Source organism: Paracoccus homiensis (assembly GCF_900111675.1).
Classification (GTDB): domain Bacteria; phylum Pseudomonadota; class Alphaproteobacteria; order Rhodobacterales; family Rhodobacteraceae; genus Paracoccus; species Paracoccus homiensis.
Window position 1 is genome coordinate 339,907 of record NZ_FOHO01000001.1, and the last position, 21,212, is coordinate 361,118.

At 63.1% G+C, this 21,212-nt stretch carries 20 protein-coding genes; 6 read left to right on the top strand and 14 right to left on the bottom strand.

Annotated features, from left to right (window positions below):
- The first annotated feature begins 27 nt into the window (after window positions 1–27).
- Window positions 28–1,320, top strand: a complete 1,293-nt coding sequence (gene pncB / locus BMX67_RS01710; RefSeq protein ID WP_090731998.1) for a nicotinate phosphoribosyltransferase — start codon at window positions 28–30, stop codon at window positions 1,318–1,320.
- On the opposite strand, the gene BMX67_RS01715 is transcribed toward pncB, so the two are convergent.
- The 6 genes from BMX67_RS01715 to BMX67_RS01740 all read right to left on the bottom strand — a co-directional run bounded on the left by BMX67_RS01715 (window position 1,317) and on the right by BMX67_RS01740 (window position 5,562).
- Window positions 1,317–2,756, bottom strand: coding sequence for an inorganic phosphate transporter (locus tag BMX67_RS01715; RefSeq protein ID WP_090732000.1), 1,440 nt, complete (start codon window positions 2,754–2,756; stop codon window positions 1,317–1,319). The two genes, pncB and BMX67_RS01715, sit on opposite strands and share 4 nt — an antisense overlap.
- 15 nt (window positions 2,757–2,771) lie before the next feature.
- Window positions 2,772–3,218, bottom strand: a complete 447-nt coding sequence (locus BMX67_RS01720) for an NUDIX hydrolase (RefSeq protein WP_090732002.1) — start codon at window positions 3,216–3,218, stop codon at window positions 2,772–2,774.
- Window positions 3,215–3,637 (bottom strand): alternative ribosome rescue aminoacyl-tRNA hydrolase ArfB, encoded by a 423-nt coding sequence (gene arfB, locus BMX67_RS01725; RefSeq protein WP_090732004.1) that lies wholly within the window; start codon window positions 3,635–3,637, stop codon window positions 3,215–3,217. Before arfB ends, BMX67_RS01720 begins: the two co-directional genes overlap by 4 nt.
- A gap of 88 nt (window positions 3,638–3,725) precedes the next feature.
- Window positions 3,726–4,583 (bottom strand): carbon-nitrogen hydrolase family protein, encoded by an 858-nt coding sequence (locus tag BMX67_RS01730; RefSeq protein ID WP_090732006.1) that lies wholly within the window; start codon window positions 4,581–4,583, stop codon window positions 3,726–3,728.
- Window positions 4,580–5,164 (bottom strand): GNAT family N-acetyltransferase, encoded by a 585-nt coding sequence (locus BMX67_RS01735; protein WP_090732008.1) that lies wholly within the window; start codon window positions 5,162–5,164, stop codon window positions 4,580–4,582. The genes BMX67_RS01730 and BMX67_RS01735 overlap by 4 nt, the downstream gene beginning before the upstream one ends.
- Window positions 5,161–5,562: a ketosteroid isomerase-related protein gene (locus BMX67_RS01740; RefSeq protein ID WP_090732009.1), complete on the bottom strand. Its 402-nt coding sequence runs from the start codon at window positions 5,560–5,562 to the stop codon at window positions 5,161–5,163. The genes BMX67_RS01735 and BMX67_RS01740 overlap by 4 nt, the downstream gene beginning before the upstream one ends.
- Window positions 5,563–5,703: 141 nt before the next feature.
- Between BMX67_RS01740 and BMX67_RS01745 the strand changes: the two genes are divergently transcribed.
- The gene (locus tag BMX67_RS01745; RefSeq protein WP_090732011.1) at window positions 5,704–7,092 is read left to right on the top strand and encodes a phosphohexomutase domain-containing protein; all 1,389 of its coding nucleotides are present in this window, start codon (window positions 5,704–5,706) and stop codon (window positions 7,090–7,092) included.
- Window positions 7,093–7,126: 34 nt separating this feature from the next.
- Here the strand turns inward: BMX67_RS01745 and BMX67_RS01750 are convergent, their stop codons facing one another.
- The 8 genes from BMX67_RS01750 to cysQ all read right to left on the bottom strand — a co-directional run bounded on the left by BMX67_RS01750 (window position 7,127) and on the right by cysQ (window position 15,932).
- Window positions 7,127–8,524, bottom strand: a complete 1,398-nt coding sequence (locus BMX67_RS01750) for a hypothetical protein (protein WP_090732012.1) — start codon at window positions 8,522–8,524, stop codon at window positions 7,127–7,129.
- On the bottom strand, window positions 8,514–10,199 hold the full coding sequence (locus BMX67_RS01755) for a DUF5927 domain-containing protein (protein WP_090732014.1): 1,686 nt from the start codon (window positions 10,197–10,199) through the stop codon (window positions 8,514–8,516). The genes BMX67_RS01750 and BMX67_RS01755 overlap by 11 nt, the downstream gene beginning before the upstream one ends.
- Window positions 10,196–11,218: a glycosyltransferase family 2 protein gene (locus BMX67_RS01760; protein WP_090732015.1), complete on the bottom strand. Its 1,023-nt coding sequence runs from the start codon at window positions 11,216–11,218 to the stop codon at window positions 10,196–10,198. Before BMX67_RS01760 ends, BMX67_RS01755 begins: the two co-directional genes overlap by 4 nt.
- A gap of 6 nt (window positions 11,219–11,224) precedes the next feature.
- Window positions 11,225–12,193, bottom strand: coding sequence for a glycosyltransferase family 2 protein (locus BMX67_RS01765; RefSeq protein WP_245739078.1), 969 nt, complete (start codon window positions 12,191–12,193; stop codon window positions 11,225–11,227).
- A 98-nt stretch (window positions 12,194–12,291) separates the two neighbouring features.
- Window positions 12,292–13,278 (bottom strand): UDP-glucose 4-epimerase GalE, encoded by a 987-nt coding sequence (gene galE / locus BMX67_RS01770; RefSeq protein WP_090732018.1) that lies wholly within the window; start codon window positions 13,276–13,278, stop codon window positions 12,292–12,294.
- 6 nt (window positions 13,279–13,284) lie between these two features.
- Window positions 13,285–14,181 carry a UTP--glucose-1-phosphate uridylyltransferase gene (locus tag BMX67_RS01775; RefSeq protein WP_090732019.1) on the bottom strand — a complete coding sequence of 299 codons (897 nt, stop codon included), beginning with the start codon at window positions 14,179–14,181 and terminating at the stop codon, window positions 13,285–13,287.
- Between the two features lie 147 nt (window positions 14,182–14,328).
- Entirely contained in the window at window positions 14,329–15,129 is an 801-nt protein-coding gene (locus BMX67_RS01780) for a 3-deoxy-manno-octulosonate cytidylyltransferase (RefSeq protein WP_090732021.1), read from the bottom strand.
- 5 nt (window positions 15,130–15,134) lie between these two features.
- Window positions 15,135–15,932 carry a 3'(2'),5'-bisphosphate nucleotidase CysQ gene (gene cysQ / locus BMX67_RS01785; protein WP_175479776.1) on the bottom strand — a complete coding sequence of 266 codons (798 nt, stop codon included), beginning with the start codon at window positions 15,930–15,932 and terminating at the stop codon, window positions 15,135–15,137.
- A 157-nt stretch (window positions 15,933–16,089) separates the two neighbouring features.
- Here cysQ and BMX67_RS01790 point away from each other — a divergent pair, with 157 nt between their 5' ends.
- The 4 genes from BMX67_RS01790 (at window position 16,090) to radC (ending at window position 21,129) form a co-directional block, all read left to right on the top strand.
- Complete coding sequence (locus BMX67_RS01790; protein WP_090732022.1) at window positions 16,090–16,911, top strand: ABC transporter permease; 822 nt, start codon at window positions 16,090–16,092, stop codon at window positions 16,909–16,911.
- 205 nt (window positions 16,912–17,116) lie between these two features.
- Window positions 17,117–19,039 (top strand): molecular chaperone DnaK, encoded by a 1,923-nt coding sequence (dnaK, locus tag BMX67_RS01795; protein WP_090732024.1) that lies wholly within the window; start codon window positions 17,117–17,119, stop codon window positions 19,037–19,039.
- Between the two features lie 76 nt (window positions 19,040–19,115).
- Window positions 19,116–20,291 carry a molecular chaperone DnaJ gene (gene dnaJ / locus BMX67_RS01800; RefSeq protein WP_090732025.1) on the top strand — a complete coding sequence of 392 codons (1,176 nt, stop codon included), beginning with the start codon at window positions 19,116–19,118 and terminating at the stop codon, window positions 20,289–20,291.
- A 52-nt stretch (window positions 20,292–20,343) separates the two neighbouring features.
- Window positions 20,344–21,129: a RadC family protein gene (radC, locus tag BMX67_RS01805; RefSeq protein WP_090732027.1), complete on the top strand. Its 786-nt coding sequence runs from the start codon at window positions 20,344–20,346 to the stop codon at window positions 21,127–21,129.
- Window positions 21,130–21,212 lie beyond the last annotated feature (83 nt).

The window sequence follows — 21,212 nt, forward strand, 5'->3', positions numbered from 1 at the left end:
CCAAGGTGAAAAGTCAGGGGGCCGCAGATGGTCGATATTGCCACGCGCGTTTACAATCACAAATGGAAGATCGACCCGATCGTCCGGTCGCTGATCGACAATGATTTCTACAAGCTGCTGATGTGCCAGTCGGTGTTCCGCAACCGGCCGGACACCAATGTCACCTTCAGCCTGATCAATCGCAGCAAGCAGATCCGTCTGGCCGACCTGATCGACGAGGGCGAACTGCGTGAACAGCTGGATCACGTGCGCGGCCTGTCGCTGTCGCGTGGCGAAAGCACATGGCTGCGCGGCAACACCTTCTATGGCAAGCGGCAGATGTTCCGCTCGGATTTCATGGAATTCCTCGAAGGGTTGCGGCTGCCCGCCTACCATCTGGAAAAGCGTGACGGTCAGTATGAGCTGACCTTCGAAGGCCGCTGGCCCGAAGTGATGCTGTGGGAAATCCCCGCGCTTGCCATCCTGATGGAACTGCGCTCGCGCGCGGTGCTGAAGGATATGGGCCGGTTCGAATTGCAGGTACTTTATGCGCAGGCGATGACCCGGCTGTGGGAAAAGGTTCAGCATCTGCGCAACCTGCCCGATCTGCGGATCGCCGATTTCGGCACCCGTCGGCGGCACAGCTTTCTGTGGCAGGACTGGTGCGTGCAGGCCATGATCGAGGGGCTGGGCGACCGCTTTACCGGCACATCCAACTGCCTGATCGCCATGCATCGCGACATCGAGGCGATCGGCACCAACGCCCATGAATTGCCGATGGTCAATGCCGCCCTGGCCGAGGACGACACCGCCCTGCGCCGTGCGCCCTATGACGTGCTGGCCGATTGGCACGACGAACACGAAGGCAACCTGCGCATCATCCTGCCCGACACCTATGGCACCCGCGGCTTTCTGGAACAGGCCCCCGACTGGCTGGCGGGCTGGACGGGCATCCGCATCGACAGCGGCGATCCCGCGACGGGCGCGGAAACCGCGATTTCGTGGTGGAAGTCGCGCGGCGAGGATCCCCGCAACAAGCTGATCATCTTTTCCGACGGGCTGGATGTCGACAAGATTGCCCAGCTGCACCACCAGTTCCACGGCCGCGTGAAGGTCAGTTTCGGCTGGGGCACACTGTTGACCAATGATTTCCGCGGGCTGGTCCCAGGTGATGGGCTGGCCCCGTTCAGCCTGGTCTGCAAGGCCGTCGCCGCGAATGGCCAACCAACGGTCAAGCTGTCGGACAACCCGGCCAAGGCCATGGGTCCGGCGGATGAGGTCGAACGCTACAAACGCGTCTTCGGCGTCGGCCAGCAGACCGCATCCGAGGTCGTCGTCTAAAGCCCGTTCGCCGCCGCCACCAACAGATAGGCCACCCCGCCAAGCAGCGCCGTCACCGGCACCGTCACCAGCCAGGCCGCCGTCATCGTCGCCACATGGCTGCGCCGGATCAGGCGGCGGCGGCGGCGCTCTTCGATGGGCAAGGCGTCGCGTTGCCGGTCGCTTTGGCGATCCAGCCATTCGCGGGCAAAACCCACGCCGAAGATGCCGCCCACCGCCACATGCGTGGTCGACACCGGCAGCCCGGCCCCCGATGCGATCAACACGGTCGCCGCCGTCGCCAGCGACACGCAGAACGCGCGAACCGGATTAAGCCGGGTGATCCCGCTGCCGACCATGACGACCAACCGCCGCCCGAACAACAGCGTTCCCAGCGCGATCGCCAATCCGGCCCCGGCAAGCACCCAGATCGGCACCTGCGACGCGCCATGCGGGGCCCCTGTCGGCAGAATGACCGAAAGCGGGCCGGCCACATTGCCCACGTCATTGGCGCCATGCGCGAAGGCCATGATGACCACGGCCACGACCAATGGTGGCCGGAACAGATGTTTCAGGCGGGGTCTGGACTGGATGCGGCTGAACTCGGCCACCAGGCGGCGGCGCATGGCCCAGGCCGCAGGCCCGGCGATCAGCAGCGACGCCACCTGCATCGAGACCAGCGGCACATCCAGCCTGCGCGAGATCAGCAGCGACAGATAGATGCCGAACAGCCCGACCATCACACCGACAAGCGCGGGGATCCAGCGCAGCGCGGCGGCCTCGCGGTTATCGGCCTGTGCGACGCGCAGCGTGATCAGGATCAGGACACCACCGGCCAGCCCGGCCGCGATCAGGGGCGACACCACCCAGGCCGAGGCGATGCTGGCAAGCACGCTCCATTTGACGGCAAAGACACCCATCGCCGCGACACTGGCCCCTGAAATCGCACCGACAATCGAATGCGAGGTACTGACCGGCAACCCGATTCCGGTCGCCAGCGTGATCCAGCTTGCCGCGCCGATCAGTGCGCCCAGCATCAGAACCTGCAGATGAAAGGCCGAAGGTGCCATATCCAGATTGAAGATACCCCCGGCAAGGCGCTGTGTCACGGCACCGCCGCCAAGCGAGGCGCCCGCAAGCTCGGCCATCGCCACAAGGAACAGTCCGGGCAGAACACCGATGGCCCCTGCCCCCACCGCCGGACCAAGCGAATTGGCCACATCGTTCGATCCGATCGCCAGCCCCAGCCACACGGCCACGACGACGGCGGCACTGATCGCGATGTTCTGGTCGACGCCGGATTGAAAGCTCATGAATACCAGCAGCCCCGCGACCGCCACGATCAGGCCCAGACCCAGCCGCCAGACGGGCTGAAACGCATGGACCTGCGCCTGCTCGGCGTGGGTCAGGCGGGTCAGATCCTTGTCGAGGATCCGATATTCGGAAGGCGGCGGCACGCGTGACGGTCCCGTCTATGCCGCGGGCAAGGCGCGCAGGATGCGTTTCAGCCCCGGTTCCGCGACCAGATCCGCCGCATCGTCAGGCGCGAACCATTCGCGGCGGCGTTGATCGTGTTCGGGAAAGCGATCCTGCAACTGCAAGACCCTCAGGCGAAAGACACGAACCTCGACCGGGATGGAAAACCCCTCATCCTGATCCTTGTCATAGCTGTAGCGACCCAGCTCCAGTTCCGAGATGTCACCCCGAACCCCGGCCTCTTCCCACGCCTCTTGCGCGGCGGCACCCGACAGGCTGCGCCCTTCCATGGGCCAGCCCTTCGGGATGACCCAGCGGCCCGTTCCACGGCTGGTTATCAAAAGAACATTCGCGGTGTCGGGATGAATGCACAGTGCGGCGACCTGCATCTGCGGCGGGCGACGTCCGATCACCATGTTGAAGGTGCGGTGAAGAAGGTTCATTCCTCGCCCTCCACCTTGCCACGCAGGGATTTGACCTCACCCCGAATGGATTTCGCCTTCAGACGACGTTTCTGGCTGCCCAAGGTCGGACGGGTCGCGATGCGGCGCTTGGGGGCGACGCTGGCCTTGCGGATCAATTCGGCCATCCGCTCGCGCGCAATGTCGCGGTTGCGCGCCTGCGACCGCGTGTCCTGACACAGAATCACCACGGCGCCGTCCGACGTCCAGCGGCGACCCGAAAGACGCCTGAGACGACGTTTCACGGCGTCGGTCAAACTGGGCGAACGCTCTGCTTCGAAGCGTAATTCTACTGCCGTTTCAACCTTGTTCACGTTCTGGCCCCCGGGCCCCTGAGACCGGGTAAACTGCTCGGACAGTTCCCACTCCTGTATTTTTATATCATCGGACACATGCAGCATAACGGCCAATATGCTGCTTGGTTCCCCGATTAAAAGTGCCCAAGCGTTAACTTTGAATTAATTTTCGCCCCGGATGCCTAAAGAATGTTCATTTGATCCGGCCGATCCCGTCCTGTTCGGGCCAATGCGCAAAGGGCAGAACCGCCCCGTCGCTGCGGCTTTTCTTTACCCTGTTCAAATCGACCTCGGCAAATACCCAGCCGGGCTGATCCATTTCCCCTTCGGAAATGATTCCGGTTTCGGGCCAAAAACCATCGGGCGGCCCGTAAATGGCGGCTTTTCCGTGGTTTTCGTCAATCGCGGGGTTCCAGTCGACCGGGCAGACGGTCGGTGCATGGACCACCACGCATTGGCTTTCCAAGGCCCGCGCCATAGACCCGATCCGCACACGGTGAAAGCCTGCGACGGTGTCGGTGCAGCTGGGAACCAAGATCAGTTCCGCCCCCGCCGTGGCCAGAACGCGCCCCAGAAGGGGAAACTCGCTGTCATAGCAGATCAGGATGCCGATCCGACCCAAAGCCGTGTCAAATAGCCGCAGCCCCGGCGCGCCGCGGACATCCCAATCGTCCCGCTCGAACCGGGTCATGATCTGCTTGTCCTGATGACCGATCACGCCATCCGGGCCGAACAGAACCGCGCGATTGACCGGACGGTCCCCGGTGAATGCCGGCCCCGAGGCCGCAAGGATGTGACAGCCATGATCGCGTGCCAGCCGCAGATGCAGATCGGCCACGGCGTCGGCATGGCGGGCAACCTCGTGCAGGGATCTTTCCAGATCGCCTGCAATGTCGCGCCCGCCAAGCGAGGCCAGCTCCATCGCGCCATATTCGGGAAACACCAGCAGATCGGCCCCCTCTGCCGCCTGGACCCATCGGGTGATCTTGTCGGCATAGGCGTCGAAACTGTCGAGCCAATCCATCGGATAGGCGGCAGAGGCGATCTTCATAGGGACCTCATCCAGAATTGCAGCGGCTTGCCGGTTTCGACCGGCTCGCCGACATCCTTCCATGAAAACCGGGCCGTGACACCCGGCAAGGGCTGATAGCCCCGCTTGCGCCAGAACCCGTCCAGCGGGCGATAGGTTGCGGGCCGCGCCGGATGATCGGCCGGGCGCTGCACGCTGCAAAAGGCCGAATAGCGAAAGCCCAGGCGCCGCGCGTGATCTTCGCGCGCATCAAAGAAGGCATGGCCCAGGCCATGCCCGCGATACCGGGGCAACAGCACCGATTCCGCACAGTAGAAGATCTGCGACAGATCCTCGGGACGGTCGGCAAAGGCGGCGGCGAAATCATCCGCGTGATCGGCCATCGGCGCCCCGGTCGAGGCCCCGACGATCCGACCGCCATCGCGGGCCACGACCACCACCGCATCTGGCGACTGATAGGCCGCCAGATAGCGCCGTTCGTAGTCCGGATCGCCGTCATACAGATAGGGCCAGTCGCGAAACACCGCGATGCGCAACCGCGCCACATCGTCCAGCGCGTCGGTCAGCGCCGCGCCTGTCAGCACCCGCGTGGTGACGGTCATCCCGCAACCTGACGCATCCAGTCGGCGAGATTGTAATAGGTGGTCACCCGCGAAATCTTGCCGTCGCGGATGGTAAAGAACGATCCCGCAGGCAGGCGGTAGGTCTGGCCATTGGCGGGGGGCAGCCCCTCGTCGGTCGACAGATAGGTGCCGTTGACGACGAATTCCGCCGCGGCGCGATCGCCCGCCTCATTGGCGAAGATCACCATATCGGTCAGGTTTTCGCGATAGCATTCGGTCATATGGGCGTTGAACCGGGCAAACAGATCCTTGCCCTTGCGGATCTGACCTTCGTTGACGTGATGTTCCACCTCGTCATGCAGCAGGTCCAGCATCCGGTCGGTCTGCCCGGCGTTGAACGCCTCGAAATAGGTCGCGATCAAAGTTTTGGTATCCATGTGCCCCTCTTGCGCGTTTGACCGTTCTGTAGCGGGAATCTGGGCCGCGCGTCACCTCGGCACAAGGGACCAGATCGACTTGAATTTACCGGACAAGCTGTTAGCGCTTGTCATGAACCTAGCGCATGGAGGGTTGCGCCAATGACCGACAAGAACAATCTTGGCCACCGCGAGATCACTTGCTTCAAGGCCTATGACGTCCGGGGCGAACTGGGCAAGAACCTGGACACCGACGTCGCCTACCGGATCGGCCGCGCTTTTGCGCAGGCGCGGGATGCCAAACGCGTGGTCGTGGGCCGTGACAGCCGCGAAACCTCGCCCGAGCTGTCGGCGGCGCTGATCGAGGGCCTGACCGATGGGGGCGCGGATGTGCTGGATCTGGGCCTTGCCGGCACCGAAGAGGTCTATTTCCACACCGGTTTTCACGACACCGATGGCGGGATCGAGGTCACGGCATCGCATAATCCGATCAACTACAACGGAATGAAGATCGTCGGCCGTGGCTCGGCCCCGCTGGACCCGGCGACCGAACTGCCGCCGATCGTCGAACTGGCGACGGGGGGCGCCTTCACCCCCGCCAGCAAGGGCAGCGTCACCGATTTCAGCCATGCCCGCGCCGATTACGCCAAGGCGATGGCCGATTTCGTGGATATCTCGGCGCTGCGCCCGATGAAGATCGTGGTCAATGCCGGGAACGGCACCGCAGGCCCGACCTTTGATGCCATTGCAGAAGAATTGCAGCGCCGGGGCGCGCCGCTGACCTTCGTGCGGATGCATCACGACGTGGACAGCAGCTTTCCGAACGGCATTCCCAACCCGCTGCTGCCGGAAAACCAGCCGCCCACCGTCGAAAAGGTGCAGGCCGAAGGTGCCGATCTGGGGGTTGCCTGGGACGGCGATTTCGACCGCTGCTTCTTTTTCGACGAGAACGGGCGCTTTATCCCCGGCGAATATATCGTGGGCCTGCTGGGCGCGGCCTTCCTTGAAAAATCTCCGGGTGAAAAGATCGTGCATGACCCGCGCGTAATCATGAACACCCGCGCCATGATCCAGGAGGCTGGCGGCGAGGCCGTGGTCAGTAAGACCGGCCACGCCTTCATCAAGCGCAAGATGCGCGATGTCGGCGCGATCTATGGCGGCGAGATGTCGGCGCACCACTATTTCCGCGACTTCTATTTCTGCGACAGCGGCATGATCCCGTGGCTGCTGATGATCGAATTGCTGTCGCGCAAGGGGCAGACGCTGGCCCAGCTGCTATCCGAACGGATGAAGCTTTACCCTTCGTCGGGCGAGACGAATTATCATATCGAGGACCCCGATGCGGCCATCGCGCGCCTGATCGACGCCTATGAGGCCAAGGCAGACAGCCGCGACGATCTGGACGGGGTGTCGCTCAGCTTCGGGACGTGGCGGTTCAACCTGCGCAAATCGAACACCGAACCCGTGGTGCGCCTGAATGTCGAGGCCGATGGTGACGAGGCATTGGTGCGTGACAAGCAGGCCGAACTGGCCGCGCTGCTGAAGGGCTGATCCGAAGGGGCCGCGCGTCGTCGCGGCCCTTGTCCTATGGCGTTTCGGGAAAGCCGAAACTGACGAAATCGCGCTGATAGGCCTGTTTGGCGGCGCGGATCAGATCCGGCTGGTCCAGAAATTCGGGATAGGCCCCACCGGCCAACCGCTCCAACCTTGGGTCGTCGATGCCGGCAGCAGCGCATAGATGGGCCAGATCCTCGGACAACCGGCCTTCGCGCAACAGCATGTCGGGGGTGGAAAACCGGGCAAAACCCGCAATGACCTCGGTCTGGCTGGCCCAGTTCGGATGGGTCGGCAACGAGGTCTGGCCATTCAGGGTGCGGCGCAGGAAATCCAGAAACTGCCCGAACACCCGCTCCAGATCGCTTTCCGACAGGTCGGCCAAGGCGTCATCGGCGGGCAGATCGACGCGATGGATATCGCGCAGGGTCTGGCGCAACACCGGCTTGGCCTGTGTCAGCAGGTGCAAGAACGCCTCCCATGCGCGATGCAGGGGATGACGCAGGACGCTGAAGCTGCGATGCCCCGGATGGTCGCGTTTCCAGTGGCGCAGCGTCGTCTGGGTGAAATCGGCTTGCAGCGGGCCAAGGGCGGCCAGCCAATCAGACACCGGATCGTCGCTGCCGGCCTGCACCGGCATATAGATCAGGCCCTGCCCCGCGCCGCAGCCCTGAAAACTGGGCACGGCGGGTCCTCGGGCCGATTCGAAATTCGGCACCCGGCCCAGCCCAAAGGGATCGATCGCCTGCAAATCCTGCTGCATCTGCGAAAAATTGCGGACTTTCTGCGCCATCTCGCGCGGGTTCTGCGGCACCTGATCGGTGGCGGGGTTCACCCGGTCCAGATCGCGACGTCCCAGCCAGTGCAGCAGCCCCGTCATCACATCGGGATCGCGCAGATCCTCATAGGCCAGCCAGAAACCCGACTGACCGCTGGTCTGCAACCGATGGGCGATACGCTGATGAAACCCTTCGGTTTCCGACAGCATCTGGCGAAATTCGGCACCGTCATAGGTGATCGCCGCCTCGGCCGGGGTTTCGGTTTCATTCAGTTTCCACTGATCGGTTTCCCAGGCCAGCCGGACCGAGACATAACTGTCCAGCGGGTTGCGCGTCAGGATGATCTTGGCGCAGCTTTGATCGTCCATGAAGGCGTCGAACACCCGCGGATCATGGTCGTGGAAATAGCGAAATCCGGGCAGATGCCCCGGCTTGTCGAACAGTTTCGCCAACAGGGCCATGGGATCGGCCTCGCGCGTTTCGCGGCTGATGCCCTGCAATTCCTCCTTGCCCGGCCAGCCCAGCATATAGGGGTTGAACGCCTCGCCAAAGCAGGTGACCCGTTTGACATGGTTCAGCGTCGCCTCCAGCAGGTTCGAGCCGGTGCGCATTCCGGCAAGGATCACGAAGCTGCGGAATTCAGTCGTCATCGGTGGGCTTTCCCTTGCTTGGCGCTGGCGGAGGCGAGATGTCCAGATCGCCGCCCAATCTGGGCCGAAGCCCGGAATTGCGCAACCGACGCAGCAGCGCAGCCAGACCCGACAGATCGCGCATCACGGGCAGATCGGTGACCGGCGCGGCCTCGGGATCGACCAGATGCAGCGCGGCGTTCAGGCAATCTAGGGGCCGGGCCAGAAAATCGCCCAGTTCCCAACGCAGGATCCGCGCCCGGACCCAGTTCGATTGCAGCACCTTCAACTGATCCAGTTCGGCGCGTTGCAGGATCGCGGCGATGCGGCGGATATCGTCAAACGGCATGTCGCTGTCGATCAGGGGAACCAGCCACGCGCCGGTCACCACCGCCATCCGCGCATTGGGATCGGTGGCCATGTACCAGTTCAGCGCCTGATTGTCGCGCGCACTGAACTGAAACAGCTGCATCTGCGCGCTGTGCCGGATCAGCGAGGTCAGAAAACCCTGCGGATCATGGTCGCGCAGCGCGGGGCTATCGGACATCGCGCCCGGTCCGAAAGCGGCTTGATCCGCGAATTGCACCTGCACCGGGTCGAACAGGTGACCATGCACCTGCGCCGCCACGCGGGGGGCCAGCCAGCCCTCGAACCCCGGAAAGATATCGCTGAACCCTTGCAGCACCGCATAGGGACCGGCGGTCTTGCCATTCTCGGCGTCCTTGCGGGGAAAGCGGCTTTGCATATGCAGGCCCGGCCGGCCGGTCACGCGGCGTTCGGCCCGGCGCTGAATGATCCGGTCGACGTGATCGGGCCGGGGCGGCGTGGGATCGGTCAGCGCAACCTGTCGCGTTGGAAATTGCTGCAACAGGCCCGACGCCCCCGGCCACAGCTTTCGCGCGACGAAACAATGCGATTCGGCCAGCAGGGACGCCATATCGTCATACAGCAGATAGGGGCGCCCCTTGTGATCGAACTGCGCAAGGGTCAGCGAACGGCTTTCGATCCGGGCCGAGTGTCGCCGCGCCAGGGTCTGGAAATAGCTTTCGTCGGGGATCCAGACATGGCGAAAGAACCGGTCGAATTCGGCGCGTCGTGGATCGGTCAGGATCGCGCGCAGCGTCGTCGCGGTCAGGCACCACCATTGCGATCCCAGATGCGGGTTCACCCCGGCGGGCAGTCTGCGGCGAAGGCCCAGACGCCGCTGCAGTCTGACGCTGCGATCAAACAACCTGCGCCGCCGTTGCCAGTCAAAAGGATGAAAAAGGGTAAAGCGCTCTTCATGCAGGCCGCCCTTGGCCCATCCGGCCTCGCGGGCGCTGACGCTTTCGATATGGTCACGGTCGGGGTCGGCCGCCAGAAACGCCGTCATGTCCGATATCGGACGCAGCGGCAGGCACGACCCCGAGGCCAGATAGACATGCGTGCAATCGGGCCAGCGGTCGAACAGCGCCTGCGCGGCGTCCTGTGTCGCCTGCACCAGATTGAACCGCCCCCAATCGCAACGACGGCGCGGCGCGAACACCACCCGGTCGTCGCCCTGAAACGCCTGCATCATCCCGCCCGCATCGGATCGCGCATCGACATGGATCGCGACCCTTGCGCCGCCATCGGCCCAGATCCGCGCCATCCGCGCCGCGACCTGCAGGTCGGCATGACACAGCAGAACCACCCCCAGCCGGACCTGCGCCGTCATACCCATCCCCCGCGCGACATCAGGCCCAGATCGTCCAGTTGCCGCCAGTCGCGGAATTCCTGCGACTGCGGGCACCACAGTTGCGTGCCCTGCGCCAGACCGGCGTGATAGGCGCGATATTCCTGACTGTTGGAATAGTGCTGGCCGCGCGACAATTCCTCGGCCGCCTTCTCGGTAAAGGTCGAGATGAACTTGGCGTGCAGCAGACAGCCCGAAATCCGTTCGCCCCCGTCCTCGTCATAAACGCGGTTCAGCTGATGCGGCAACAGCATGTGCGTCGAACTGACATAGGCATAGCGCCAATGCCATTTCACAAGCGGGATCTTGTTCAGCGCGGGGGCGGCCACGGGATTGTCGCGGAAAAACGCCCGCGCGCGCGGACCGCCCTGAATCCACAGATTGCCGAAATAGTCGTTCTTGCTGATCGTATAGCTGCCGGCATCGAAATAGCGCGCGATCTGCAAGGGATCGTCGCCCTCGGCATAGACCTGTTCCTCGATCCCGCCGTGCGGATACATATCCAGAAGCATCGCCGGAAACGACACCCGCCCCGAGCGATCCAGCCAGTCGGTCAACGCCCGCAGCGGACGCGTATCGCAATGCGGATAGACTAGAAACTCGTCCGGATCGACGGTCAGGCACCAATGGCCGTGACCGTAACGCATCAACAGCCGGTCGATCCAATCCATGCCGAACCGCGCAGCCTTGTAGCTGCCCTTGCACTGCCACAGCGACACATCGGGCTGATCGGCCAGATAGTCGCGGCTGCCATCGCTGCTGTCATTATCGACGAACAGGAAATGCGCGACGCCCATCTTCCGATAGTATTCCAGGAAATAGGGCAGCCGGATCCGTTCATTGCGCTGCGTCACGAAGACCAGAAGATCGCCCTTGGTGATCTGCGCTGTCCGGTCCGCCACCGGTCGCAACGCCCGGCCCCGGTTCACCGCGCGGGCCAGCAAATACTGCCGCAAGGCGCGGCGGCGCGTTTGCCCCGACAGACGCAGGCGAAAGGTCATGCCCTTTCAGCCCCGCTCTTCGGGGTGCGCGGGTTCTGTCTGTGCCCTTCGACCTTCACCGGTTCCCATCAACCCTAGCGCGACAAGCTGTTCCCAACCTTCGTAGCGTTGCGCGGCGGTGCTGTGCAAGACCGGGCCGGTGGTCAGTTCGCGATGATATGCACGATGCCGTGCGGGATCGACAAAGTGTTGACCGCGCTGCAATTCCTCGTCCGATTTGGCGGCGATCTGAGGCAGGAACTTGCCATGCAGCAACACCCCCGACAGGCGCGGATCGCCCGGACCGTCATAGCAATCGTTCAACCGCGGGGGCAGCATCGAATGGGTCGAATTCACATAGACATGCCGCCAGTGCCAGCGCACCAGAGGCAACTTGTTCAGCGTGGGCGACAGGTCGGGATCGTCGCGAAAGAACCGCTCGCGCACGCCGCCCTGCGTGATCCGGTTGCGGCGCGGCTGGACGATTCTGGTGCGAAATGGCCCCGGCTGGAACCAGGGCAGCCGCGTCATCATCGGCGCATCGGGGCCTGCATCGGCGGTGCCAAGGGGGCCGGTGGGAAAAGGCTCCAACATCAGCGCGCCCATCGCCGGAACGCCCTCGCGATCCAGTCTTGCGGTCAGTTCAGTCAGGCTCTGACGGGGGTAATCGGGATAGATCAGCAATTCATCCGCATCGACGGTCACGCACCAATGGCCATGACCGTGACGGAATTGCAGCGCGCCCAGCCAATCCATGCCGAAACGCGCGGCGCGATAGCTGTCGCCGCTGCGCCACAGGGACAGATCCGGCTGGCCACGCAGATAATCCGCGCTGCCATCATCGCTGTGATTGTCGACGATCAGGAAATGGTCGACCCCAAGCCCGCGATAATGGTCCAGAAATTCGGGCAGACGGTCGATTTCGTTGCGGATCGCCGCAAACAGCAGAATGTCGCGCGCCGAAATCTGTCTGGTGCGGTCGGACAGGGGCGACAATCGCCGCCCCGCCCTGATACAGCGCCACAAAAGCTCTCGGCGTTTCCAGCGCGTCCGATAGGCAGACCACCGCTGCCGGAACGTCGCCGGGGCCACGCCTAGGCCTCGTAGCTGCCGTTCTGATGCCAGCGCCAGGCGTCGCCGATCATCTGCCGCATGGTCGAGCGATCGGGCCGCCAGCCCAGTTCATCGCGGGCACGCTGGCTGCCGCAGACCAGTTTCACGGCATCGCCTGCCCGGCGGGGACCATCCTGCATCGGCACGGGACGATTGGTGACATGGCGCGTCGCCTCGACCACTTCGCGGACCGAAAACCCGTCGCCGGTGCCCAGGCAGAACACCCGGCTGCCCTTGCCCGCCCGCAGATATTCCAGCCCCTGCACATGTGCATCGACCAGATCCATGACATGCACGTAGTCGCGAATGCAGGTGCCATCCTGGGTCGGATAATCGGTGCCGTGGATGGTCAGCGCGGCGCGCTTGCCATCGACCGCATCCAGGATCAGCGGGATCAGATGCGTTTCGGGGCGGTGGAATTCGCCCACCTCGGCGTCGGGATCGGCACCTGCCACGTTGAAATAGCGGAAGATCACATGCCGCAGCCCGTGCGAGGCCTGAAAGTCGATCAGCATATCCTCGATCGCGCGCTTGCTGGCGCCATAGGCGTTCAGCGGGGCCTGCGCGGTTTCTTCGTCCAGCACCTCGCCGTCGCGGTCACCATAGGTCGCGCAGGTCGAAGAAAAGACAAAGTCCAGGCAGCCTGCGTCAATCGCGGCTTCGATCAGGTTCAGCGAGCCGCTGACATTGTTGCGCCAGTATTTTCCGGGCTGGGACATCGCCTCGCCCACCTGGCTCAGCGCCGCGAAATGCAGCACCGCCACCGGACGATGTTCGGCAAAGGCCGCGTCCAGCGCGGCACGGTCCAGCAGATCGGCCTGCACGAAGGGGCCGAACTTGACCGCATCGCGCCACCCGGTCGACAGATTGTCCAGCGTGACAGGCACATAGCCCGCCGCCGCCAGCGCCTTGCAGGCATGCGAGCCAATATACCCGGCGCCGCCGGTGACAAGAACCGTCTTCGTCATGTGAACTTACTCGGCCGCGCGGCGCATCGAGACGACATCGGCAAGATAGTCCGAAAACTCTTCCCGCAATTCGTCGCGTTCCAGCCCAAAGGCCACCGTCGCCTGCAGGAAGCCCGCCTTGGACCCGCAATCGAAACGCTGGCCGCGGAAGCGCAGGCCGTAGACGCCGCGATCGGCCTCGATCTCATCGGCGATCGCGTCGGTCAGCTGGATTTCCCCGCCCGACCCCTGCTTCAGCTTGTTCAGGTTCTGCATGACCGTCGGCGCAAGGATATAGCGCCCGATCACGGCCAGATTCGACGGTGCCGTGCCCGGCGCCGGCTTTTCGACCATGCCGCGCGCCTTGACGATGGCACCCATATCCTCGGCCACGTCCAGAACGCCATAGGCCTGCGCCTTTTCGGCCGGAACCTCCATCGTGGCGACCATGCTGCCGCCGGTTTCCTCGTAGGCCTCGATCATCTGCTGCAGGCAGGGCGGTTCGCCCATGATCACGTCATCGGTCAGGATCACGGCGAAGGGCTCGTCCTCGGCAACCAGACGACGTGCGCACCAGACGGCATGGCCCAGACCCAGCGCCTTGTGCTGGCGGATATAGGCAATCGCACCGGATTCCATGTTGGTTTCGCGCAGCATGTCCAGAAGGTCGTTCTTGCCTTTCTGTTTCAGGCTGGCTTCCAGTTCATGGGCGTGGTCGAAATAATCTTCCAGCGCACCCTTGCCGCGCGAGGTCACGAAGATGAATTCCTTGATGCCGGCGGCACGGGCTTCGTCGATCGCGTATTGGATCAGCGGGCGATCGACCAGGGTCATGATCTCTTTCGGGATGCTTTTCGTCGCGGGCAAAAAGCGAGTTCCCAGACCGGCCACCGGGAAGATGGCTTTGGTAACCTTGCGGTTCATGATGTCAGACCCTTTATACATTTAAAGTCACGGCGTGTTTGCCCACGGACAACACCCCAACGTCATTTTAGTTCGACTGACCATATCTCGCCAAGTCGACCCGGTAAATTCTTTTCATTTTCAGTCGCGAAACCGTCGCAAAACTGCTTAGTCGATGCCCATATCGGCCATCATCCGCTCAAGCCGTGGAACATCCTCGGGATTGTTCAGTTCCCAGAACTGACGCCCCCTGGCCTGCACCTCTACGCAAAGAACGCGCTGGCCACGCTCAAGAAAGCGAAGCTGTTCAAGGCCTTCCAGCTTTTCAAGCTGCCCCTCATCCCAGCCGGAATAGGCTCGCAGCGCCGCCGGGCGATAAGCATAGACGCCGACATGATGAAAGACCGGGCTGGGATCGTCGTCGCCGAATTCGCCCGCCGCAAAAGGAATGACTTCCTTCGAAAAATACAGCGCCTGCCGGTCATGGCCGAACACTGCGGTGGTGCCGCCGACGCGACCGGCCATGCGATCCGCGATCAGATCGGCCCGCATCCGCCCCGAACACCGCAGGACGGGCGTGGCGACCCCGGCCTGGGGCGCGTTGCGCAGACCCGCGATCAGATCCTCGACGAACCATGCCGGGGTCAGGGGCGCATCGCCCTGCAGGTTGACCACGATCTCGGGTTCCGGGGCCAGTTGGCCCAGCACCTCGGCGCAACGCTCGGTCCCGTTGCGGCAGGCGGTCGAGGTCATCGCGACCTCGGCCCCGAATCCCGTCGCATGATCGGCAATCCGCTCATCGTCGGTGGCGACCAGAACCCGGTCGACACCGCTGACGGCCTTGGCCGCCATCCAGCTGCGCTGAATCAGGCTGAACGCCGCACCCGACGCGCCGCGCAATTCCACCAGAGGCTTGCCCGGATAGCGGGTCGAGGCATAGCGGGCCGGAATGACAATGGTCACCGACATCGGGATCAATCCTTGACCAGAAGAACGCCCGGCGCATAGGCGATAAAGAACGGATTTTCAAAACCCTGCTTGCCATAGGCCAATGGGCTGTGATCGTCGAAGCGCACAACCTCGCCGCCCGCGCCACGCAGCACGGCATCGCCCGCGGCGGTGTCCCATTCCATCGTGCGACCCAGACGCGGATACAGATCGGCCTCGCCCGTGGCCACCAGACAGAATTTCAGCGACGATCCCGCGCTGGTCATGTCGCGCACGCCATAGCGGGCAATGTAATCATCCGTCGCCGCATCGCGATGCGACTTCGAGGCCACCACCATCAGGCCGCGATTGTCAGGCGTCGGGTTCACGCCCACCGGCAGCGTCTCGCCGGGCTGGTCGCCGAACGGCGCCCGCTCTTCGACCGAACGGCCATCGGCGGTGGTATAGAACAGCCGGCCCTTGGCGGGCGCATAGACCACGCCGCGCACCGGCACCCCGTTTTCGACATAGGCGATATTCACGGTGAAATCGCCGCGCCGTTGCACGAATTCCTTGGTACCGTCCAGCGGATCGACGATCAGAAAGGTCGAAACCGTCTGATCATGCGTCGCGGCCTGTTCCTCGGTCACCAGCGGCACATCGGGAAAGGCCGCCCGCAGCCCCTGCGAAATCAGCGCGTCCGCGGCCTCATCGGCGGCGGTTACCGGGGAATCGTCGGACTTGGCGCGTACGTCGAAATCCTCGGCACCGTAGATTTCCATGATCCTGGCCCCGGCCTCCAGCGCCAGCCGACGCATTTCTGTCGTAAGTCGATCGAATTGCATCCAGTTTTCCTTCATTCCGGGCACGGCCGGGGCGCCGTGGCGATTGTGCGATATGTCTTCCCCACTTATGATCGCAGGAGTTTGGCTGGGCAAGCACGGCCCGCCCGCCAAGCTGTCGCATGGGGCTTTCAAGCAACGATCGCAAAGGACCGCCGTCTTGTTCCAGCAGCGCCGCAACCAGAACATGCTGCAAGCCGCGGGCACGACGCTGGCGCTGATCTTTCACCAGACAGTCTACAACCTGCGCACGGAACATCGAAATGCCATTGTCGGCATCCTGCTGACGATTCTGCAGACGGCGATGTTCATGGGCGCCTTCATGCTGATCTATCTGATCATCGGCATCAGGCAGTCCCCGATACGCGGCAATTTCTTCCTGTTCATCATGAGCGGGATCTTCATCTTCATGACCCATGTCCGCACGGCAGGTGCCGTGTCCGGGGCGCATTCCGTGTCCAGCGGCATGACCAAGCACGGCCCGCTGAACCCGGCGATCCTGATAGGCGCGGCGGCGGTCACGGTCCTGTATCGCCAGACGATCAGCATGGCGGCGCTGCTGTGGCTGTATCACGTCCTGATCGAGCCTTTGACGATCGATTTTTTTCCGGGCGTTCTGGCGATGTATCTTCTGGCGTGGTTCTCGGGCGCGACGATGGGCCTGATCTTTCTGGGCATCAGGCCCTGGTCGCCCCAGACCGCCAAGATCCTGACCAGCGCCTATCAGCGGATCAACATGTTCGCCTCGGGCAAGATGTTCGTGGCGAATGTGCTGCCCAACGCGCTGTTGCCGTGGTTTTCGTGGAATCCGCTGTTTCACATCAACGACCAGACCCGCGGCTTTGTTTTCGTCAATTACACGCCTCTCAAAACCGATCCCTATTACGCGCTTTGGTTTTCGATGGGCGCGGTGATTGTCGGGTTGCTGATCAACTTCACCACCCGCAAATACGAATCGATCAGCTGGACCGCCGGGCGATAGGCCGCTTTCACCGAAATTCACGCGGTTTCCCCCTGGCAACCGGGGAAAATGGCCCGTTTCGCCGCTTGCAGCGCGGGTTTCGCCACCTATATACACCCCCGAAGCGTCCGGGCATGTCCGGGCCTGAAAGCATCAAGGGATCGGGCCGCGGGGGCCATAACGGACCCAAAGCCCAAAACATCGCCGCAAGAGAAGGTTACACTACATGTCCAAAGTTATCGGCATCGACCTCGGCACCACCAACAGCTGCGTCGCCATCATGGATGGCAGCCAGCCGAAGGTCATCGAAAACAGCGAAGGCGCGCGCACCACGCCCTCGATCGTCGGCTTCACCGATGGTGAGCGTCTGGTCGGGCAATCGGCAAAGCGTCAGGCTGTCACCAACCCCAGCAACACCGTGTTCGCGGTCAAGCGCCTGATCGGCCGTCGCATCGGCGACGAAGCCGTCGAAAAGGACAAGAAGCTGGTTCCCTATGACATCGTCGATGGCGGCAATGGCGACGCCTGGGTCGGTGTGAAGGGCGAAAGCTATTCCCCCGCGCAAGTCAGCGCGATGATTCTTCAGAAGATGAAGGAAACGGCCGAATCCTATCTGGGCGAAGAGGTGACGCAGGCCGTCATCACCGTCCCGGCCTATTTCAACGACGCTCAGCGTCAGGCCACCAAGGATGCCGGCAAGATTGCGGGCCTTGAAGTGCTGCGCATCATCAACGAGCCGACTGCAGCCGCACTGGCCTATGGTCTGGACAAGAAGGAAAGCAAGACGATCGCGGTCTATGACCTCGGCGGCGGCACCTTCGACATCACCATCCTGGAAATCGACGACGGCCTGTTCGAGGTGAAATCGACCAACGGGGACACGTTCCTTGGCGGCGAAGACTTCGACATGCGTATCGTCAACTTCCTCGCCGAAGAGTTCAAGAAAGAGCACGGCGTCGATCTGACCAAGGACAAGATGGCCCTTCAGCGCCTGAAAGAGGCGGCCGAGAAAGCCAAGATCGAACTGTCCAGCAGCAGCCAGACCGAAATCAACCAGCCGTTCATCTCGATGGACAAGGATTCGGGCACGCCGCTGCACATGGTCATGAAACTGACCCGCGCCAAGCTGGAAAGTCTGGTCAGCGACCTGATCAAGCGCACGATGAAGCCGGTTCAGGAAGCCCTGAAAGACGCCGGTGTCAGCAAGGGCGAGATCGACGAAGTCGTTCTGGTCGGCGGTATGACCCGCATGCCGAAAGTCATCGCGGAGGTGACCGACTTCTTCGGCAAGGAACCGCATAAGGGCGTGAACCCGGACGAAGTCGTGGCCCTGGGCGCCGCCATTCAGGCCGGCGTGCTGCAGGGTGACGTCAAGGATGTCGTGCTGCTGGACGTGACCCCGCTGTCCCTGGGCATCGAAACGCTGGGGGGCGTGTTCACCCGCCTGATCGACCGCAACACCACGATCCCGACCAAGAAGTCGCAGATCTTCTCGACCGCGGAAGACAACCAGAACGCCGTGACGATCCGGGTCTTCCAGGGCGAACGCGAGATGGCCGCCGACAACAAGATGCTGGGTCAGTTCAACCTCGAGGACATCCCGCCCGCACCGCGCGGCATGCCGCAGATCGAAGTGACCTTCGACATCGACGCGAACGGCATCGTCTCGGTTTCGGCCAAGGACAAGGGCACCGGCAAGGAACAGAACATCACCATCCAGGCATCGGGCGGTCTGACCGACGATGACATCGAGCGCATGGTGAAGGACGCCGAACAGAATGCCGAGGCCGACAAGGGCCGCCGCGAACTGGTCGAAGCCAAGAACCAGGCCGAAAGCCTGATCCACAGCACCCGCAAGTCGCTGGAAGAACATGGCGACAAGGTGGACGAATCGACCGTCGAGGCGATCGAACTGGCCATCGGCGCGCTGGAAGAATCGCTGAAGTCGGAAGACGCGGGCAAGATCCAGTCGGGCATCCAGAATGTCATGGACGCATCCATGAAACTGGGCGAGGCGATCTACAAGTCGCAGCAGTCCGAGCCTGATTCCGCCGATGACGAGGCCGAGGAAGGCCCCCGTTCGGCCGAGCAGGACGATATCGTTGATGCCGATTTCGAAGATCTCGGCGAAGACAAGAAACGCGGCTGATCCGGGCCGCACCCTCGGACCGGCCCGCCCCGTTGCGGGCCGGATTTCGTTCGGGGGTCAGTAAACAGGACAAGATATGGCGAAGCGCTGCTTTTATGAGGTTCTCGGGGTCAGCCGTGGGGCCTCGTCCGAGGAAATCAAGAAAGCCTACCGTCGCAAGGCCAAGGAACTGCATCCCGACCGCAACAAGGATAACGCTGCGGCCGAGAGCCAGTTCAAGGAAGTCAACGAAGCCTATGAGCATCTGAAGGACGACCAGAAAAAGGCGGCCTATGACCGCTTTGGCCATCAGGCCTTCGAGAATGGCGGCATGGGCGGCGGCTTTGGCGGTCGCAGTGGCGGCCCTCAGGGTGATTTCGGCTCGGCCTTTGCGGATGTGTTCGAAGATCTTTTCGGCGACATGATGGGCGGCCGCCGCGCCGGCGGCGGCGGGGGCGGACGGTCGCGTGCACAGCGCGGTCAGGATCTGCGCTACAACCTGCGCGTCGGTCTGGAAGAGGCCTATCGGGGCGTGCAGAAAACCATCACGGTGGCCAGCTCGGTCGCCTGTGAGGAATGCGACGGCACCGGGGCCGAGGGCGCGACCCAGCCTGCGACCTGCCCGACCTGCTCGGGCATGGGCCGCGTCCGGGCGCAGCAGGGTTTCTTTACCGTCGAACGGACCTGCCCCACCTGTGGCGGCCAGGGCCAGATCGTCAAGAACCCCTGCAAGGCCTGCCACGGCGCTGGCCGGGTCGAAAAGGAACGCACCCTGTCGGTCAATATCCCGGCAGGCGTCGAAACCGGCACCCGCATCCGCCTTGCCGGCGAGGGCGAGGCCGGAATGCGTGGCGGTCCAGCCGGCGATCTGTACATCTTCATCGACGTGGCCGAGCACGAGATCTTCCTGCGCGACGGCAAGACGCTGGCCTGCCAGGTCCCCGTCAGCATGGCCACCGCCGCACTTGGCGGCGAGGTCGAGGTGCCGACAATCGATGGCGGCCGGTCGCGCGTGAAGGTTCCGGCGGGCAGTCAGTCGGGTCGACAGATGCGCCTGCGCGGCAAGGGGATGCCCCCGCTGCGCCACGGTGCCGGCGCGAATGGCGAGGCTGGCGACATGCTGATCGAGCTGGTCGTCGAAACCCCGGTCAACCTGACCGCTCGGCAGCGCGAATTGCTGCGCGAGTTTCAGGAGGTCAAGGCTGACAACAGCCCGCAATCGACCAGTTTCTTTAACAAGGTCAAAGGCTTCTGGGACGACATGACGCGCTGACGGGCGCTGGTCTGTTAACGCTTTGTTCACCGCTCGGGGCCATGCTGCTTGCATGGCCCCGAATCGTTCCTTTGGCGAAATGCCCATGCCCCTGTTCACCCCCGCCTCGGACGATGTCGGGCCGGTGATCGTTCCGGCGCCTGCCAAGGGCCCGGCAAAGGGCACCCCCTCCTACCTTTCTGATCACCGCGCGCGTCTGCGCGAACGTTTCATGCAGGGCGGCGCAACGGCGATGCCCGATTACGAATTGCTGGAACTGGTGCTGTTTCGCGCGATCCCGCGACAGGATGTCAAACCTCTGGCGCGACGACTGATCGAAAGGTTCGGTGATTTCAACCGCGTGCTGTCGGCCAACCCCGCACGCCTGTCCGAGGTCGAAGGCGTCGGCCCCGCCGTCATCACCGAACTGAAGATCGTCGAGGCCGCCGCCCAACGCCTGTCCCGCGCCAGGATCATCCAGCGTCCGGTCCTGTCAAGCTGGCAGGCGCTTCTGGATTATTGCCACACGACCATGGCGCATCGCGAAACCGAACAATTCCGGGTCCTGTATCTGGACCGCAAGAATGTCCTGATCGCGGATGAGGAACAGGCCAGCGGCACCGTCGATCACGTCCCCGTTTACCCGCGTGAAATCATCAAGCGCGCGCTGGAACTGAACGCCTCGGCGCTGATTCTGGTCCACAACCATCCATCGGGCGACCCCACCCCGTCAGATTCGGACATCACCATGACCGCCAGAATCGCCCAGGCAGGGGATACGATGGGCATCGTCATCCACGATCACCTGATCATCGGAAAATCCCGCGAACTCAGCTTTCGCGCGGAAGGGCTGCTATAGGCGCGCCCGCGGAAGATCCGCAGCCTGCGACAAATGCGCCCACCCCCGATCTGCAAAGCGCGACAAATTTTCAACATGGCTAA

What these genes read in the sequence shown, in the direction of transcription:
- BMX67_RS01760 (WP_090732015.1), bottom strand. Translation starts at nt 11,218, where the DNA reads ATGACCTTTCGCCTGCGTCTGTCGGGGCAAACGCGCCGCCGCGCCTTG.
- BMX67_RS01750 (WP_090732012.1), bottom strand. Translation starts at nt 8,524, where the DNA reads ATGACGACTGAATTCCGCAGCTTCGTGATCCTTGCCGGAATGCGCACC.
- BMX67_RS01775 (WP_090732019.1), bottom strand. Translation starts at nt 14,181, where the DNA reads ATGAACCGCAAGGTTACCAAAGCCATCTTCCCGGTGGCCGGTCTGGGA.
- dnaJ (WP_090732025.1), top strand. Translation starts at nt 19,116, where the DNA reads ATGGCGAAGCGCTGCTTTTATGAGGTTCTCGGGGTCAGCCGTGGGGCC.
- BMX67_RS01720 (WP_090732002.1), bottom strand. Translation starts at nt 3,218, where the DNA reads ATGAACCTTCTTCACCGCACCTTCAACATGGTGATCGGACGTCGCCCG.
- BMX67_RS01755 (WP_090732014.1), bottom strand. Translation starts at nt 10,199, where the DNA reads ATGACGGCGCAGGTCCGGCTGGGGGTGGTTCTGCTGTGTCATGCCGAC.
- BMX67_RS01740 (WP_090732009.1), bottom strand. Translation starts at nt 5,562, where the DNA reads ATGGATACCAAAACTTTGATCGCGACCTATTTCGAGGCGTTCAACGCC.
- BMX67_RS01730 (WP_090732006.1), bottom strand. Translation starts at nt 4,583, where the DNA reads ATGAAGATCGCCTCTGCCGCCTATCCGATGGATTGGCTCGACAGTTTC.
- cysQ (WP_175479776.1), bottom strand. Translation starts at nt 15,932, where the DNA reads ATGCAATTCGATCGACTTACGACAGAAATGCGTCGGCTGGCGCTGGAG.
- radC (WP_090732027.1), top strand. Translation starts at nt 20,344, where the DNA reads ATGGCCCCGAATCGTTCCTTTGGCGAAATGCCCATGCCCCTGTTCACC.
- pncB (WP_090731998.1), top strand. Translation starts at nt 28, where the DNA reads ATGGTCGATATTGCCACGCGCGTTTACAATCACAAATGGAAGATCGAC.
- BMX67_RS01780 (WP_090732021.1), bottom strand. Translation starts at nt 15,129, where the DNA reads ATGTCGGTGACCATTGTCATTCCGGCCCGCTATGCCTCGACCCGCTAT.
- galE (WP_090732018.1), bottom strand. Translation starts at nt 13,278, where the DNA reads ATGACGAAGACGGTTCTTGTCACCGGCGGCGCCGGGTATATTGGCTCG.
- dnaK (WP_090732024.1), top strand. Translation starts at nt 17,117, where the DNA reads ATGTCCAAAGTTATCGGCATCGACCTCGGCACCACCAACAGCTGCGTC.
- BMX67_RS01735 (WP_090732008.1), bottom strand. Translation starts at nt 5,164, where the DNA reads ATGACCGTCACCACGCGGGTGCTGACAGGCGCGGCGCTGACCGACGCG.
- arfB (WP_090732004.1), bottom strand. Translation starts at nt 3,637, where the DNA reads ATGCTGCATGTGTCCGATGATATAAAAATACAGGAGTGGGAACTGTCC.
- BMX67_RS01745 (WP_090732011.1), top strand. Translation starts at nt 5,704, where the DNA reads ATGACCGACAAGAACAATCTTGGCCACCGCGAGATCACTTGCTTCAAG.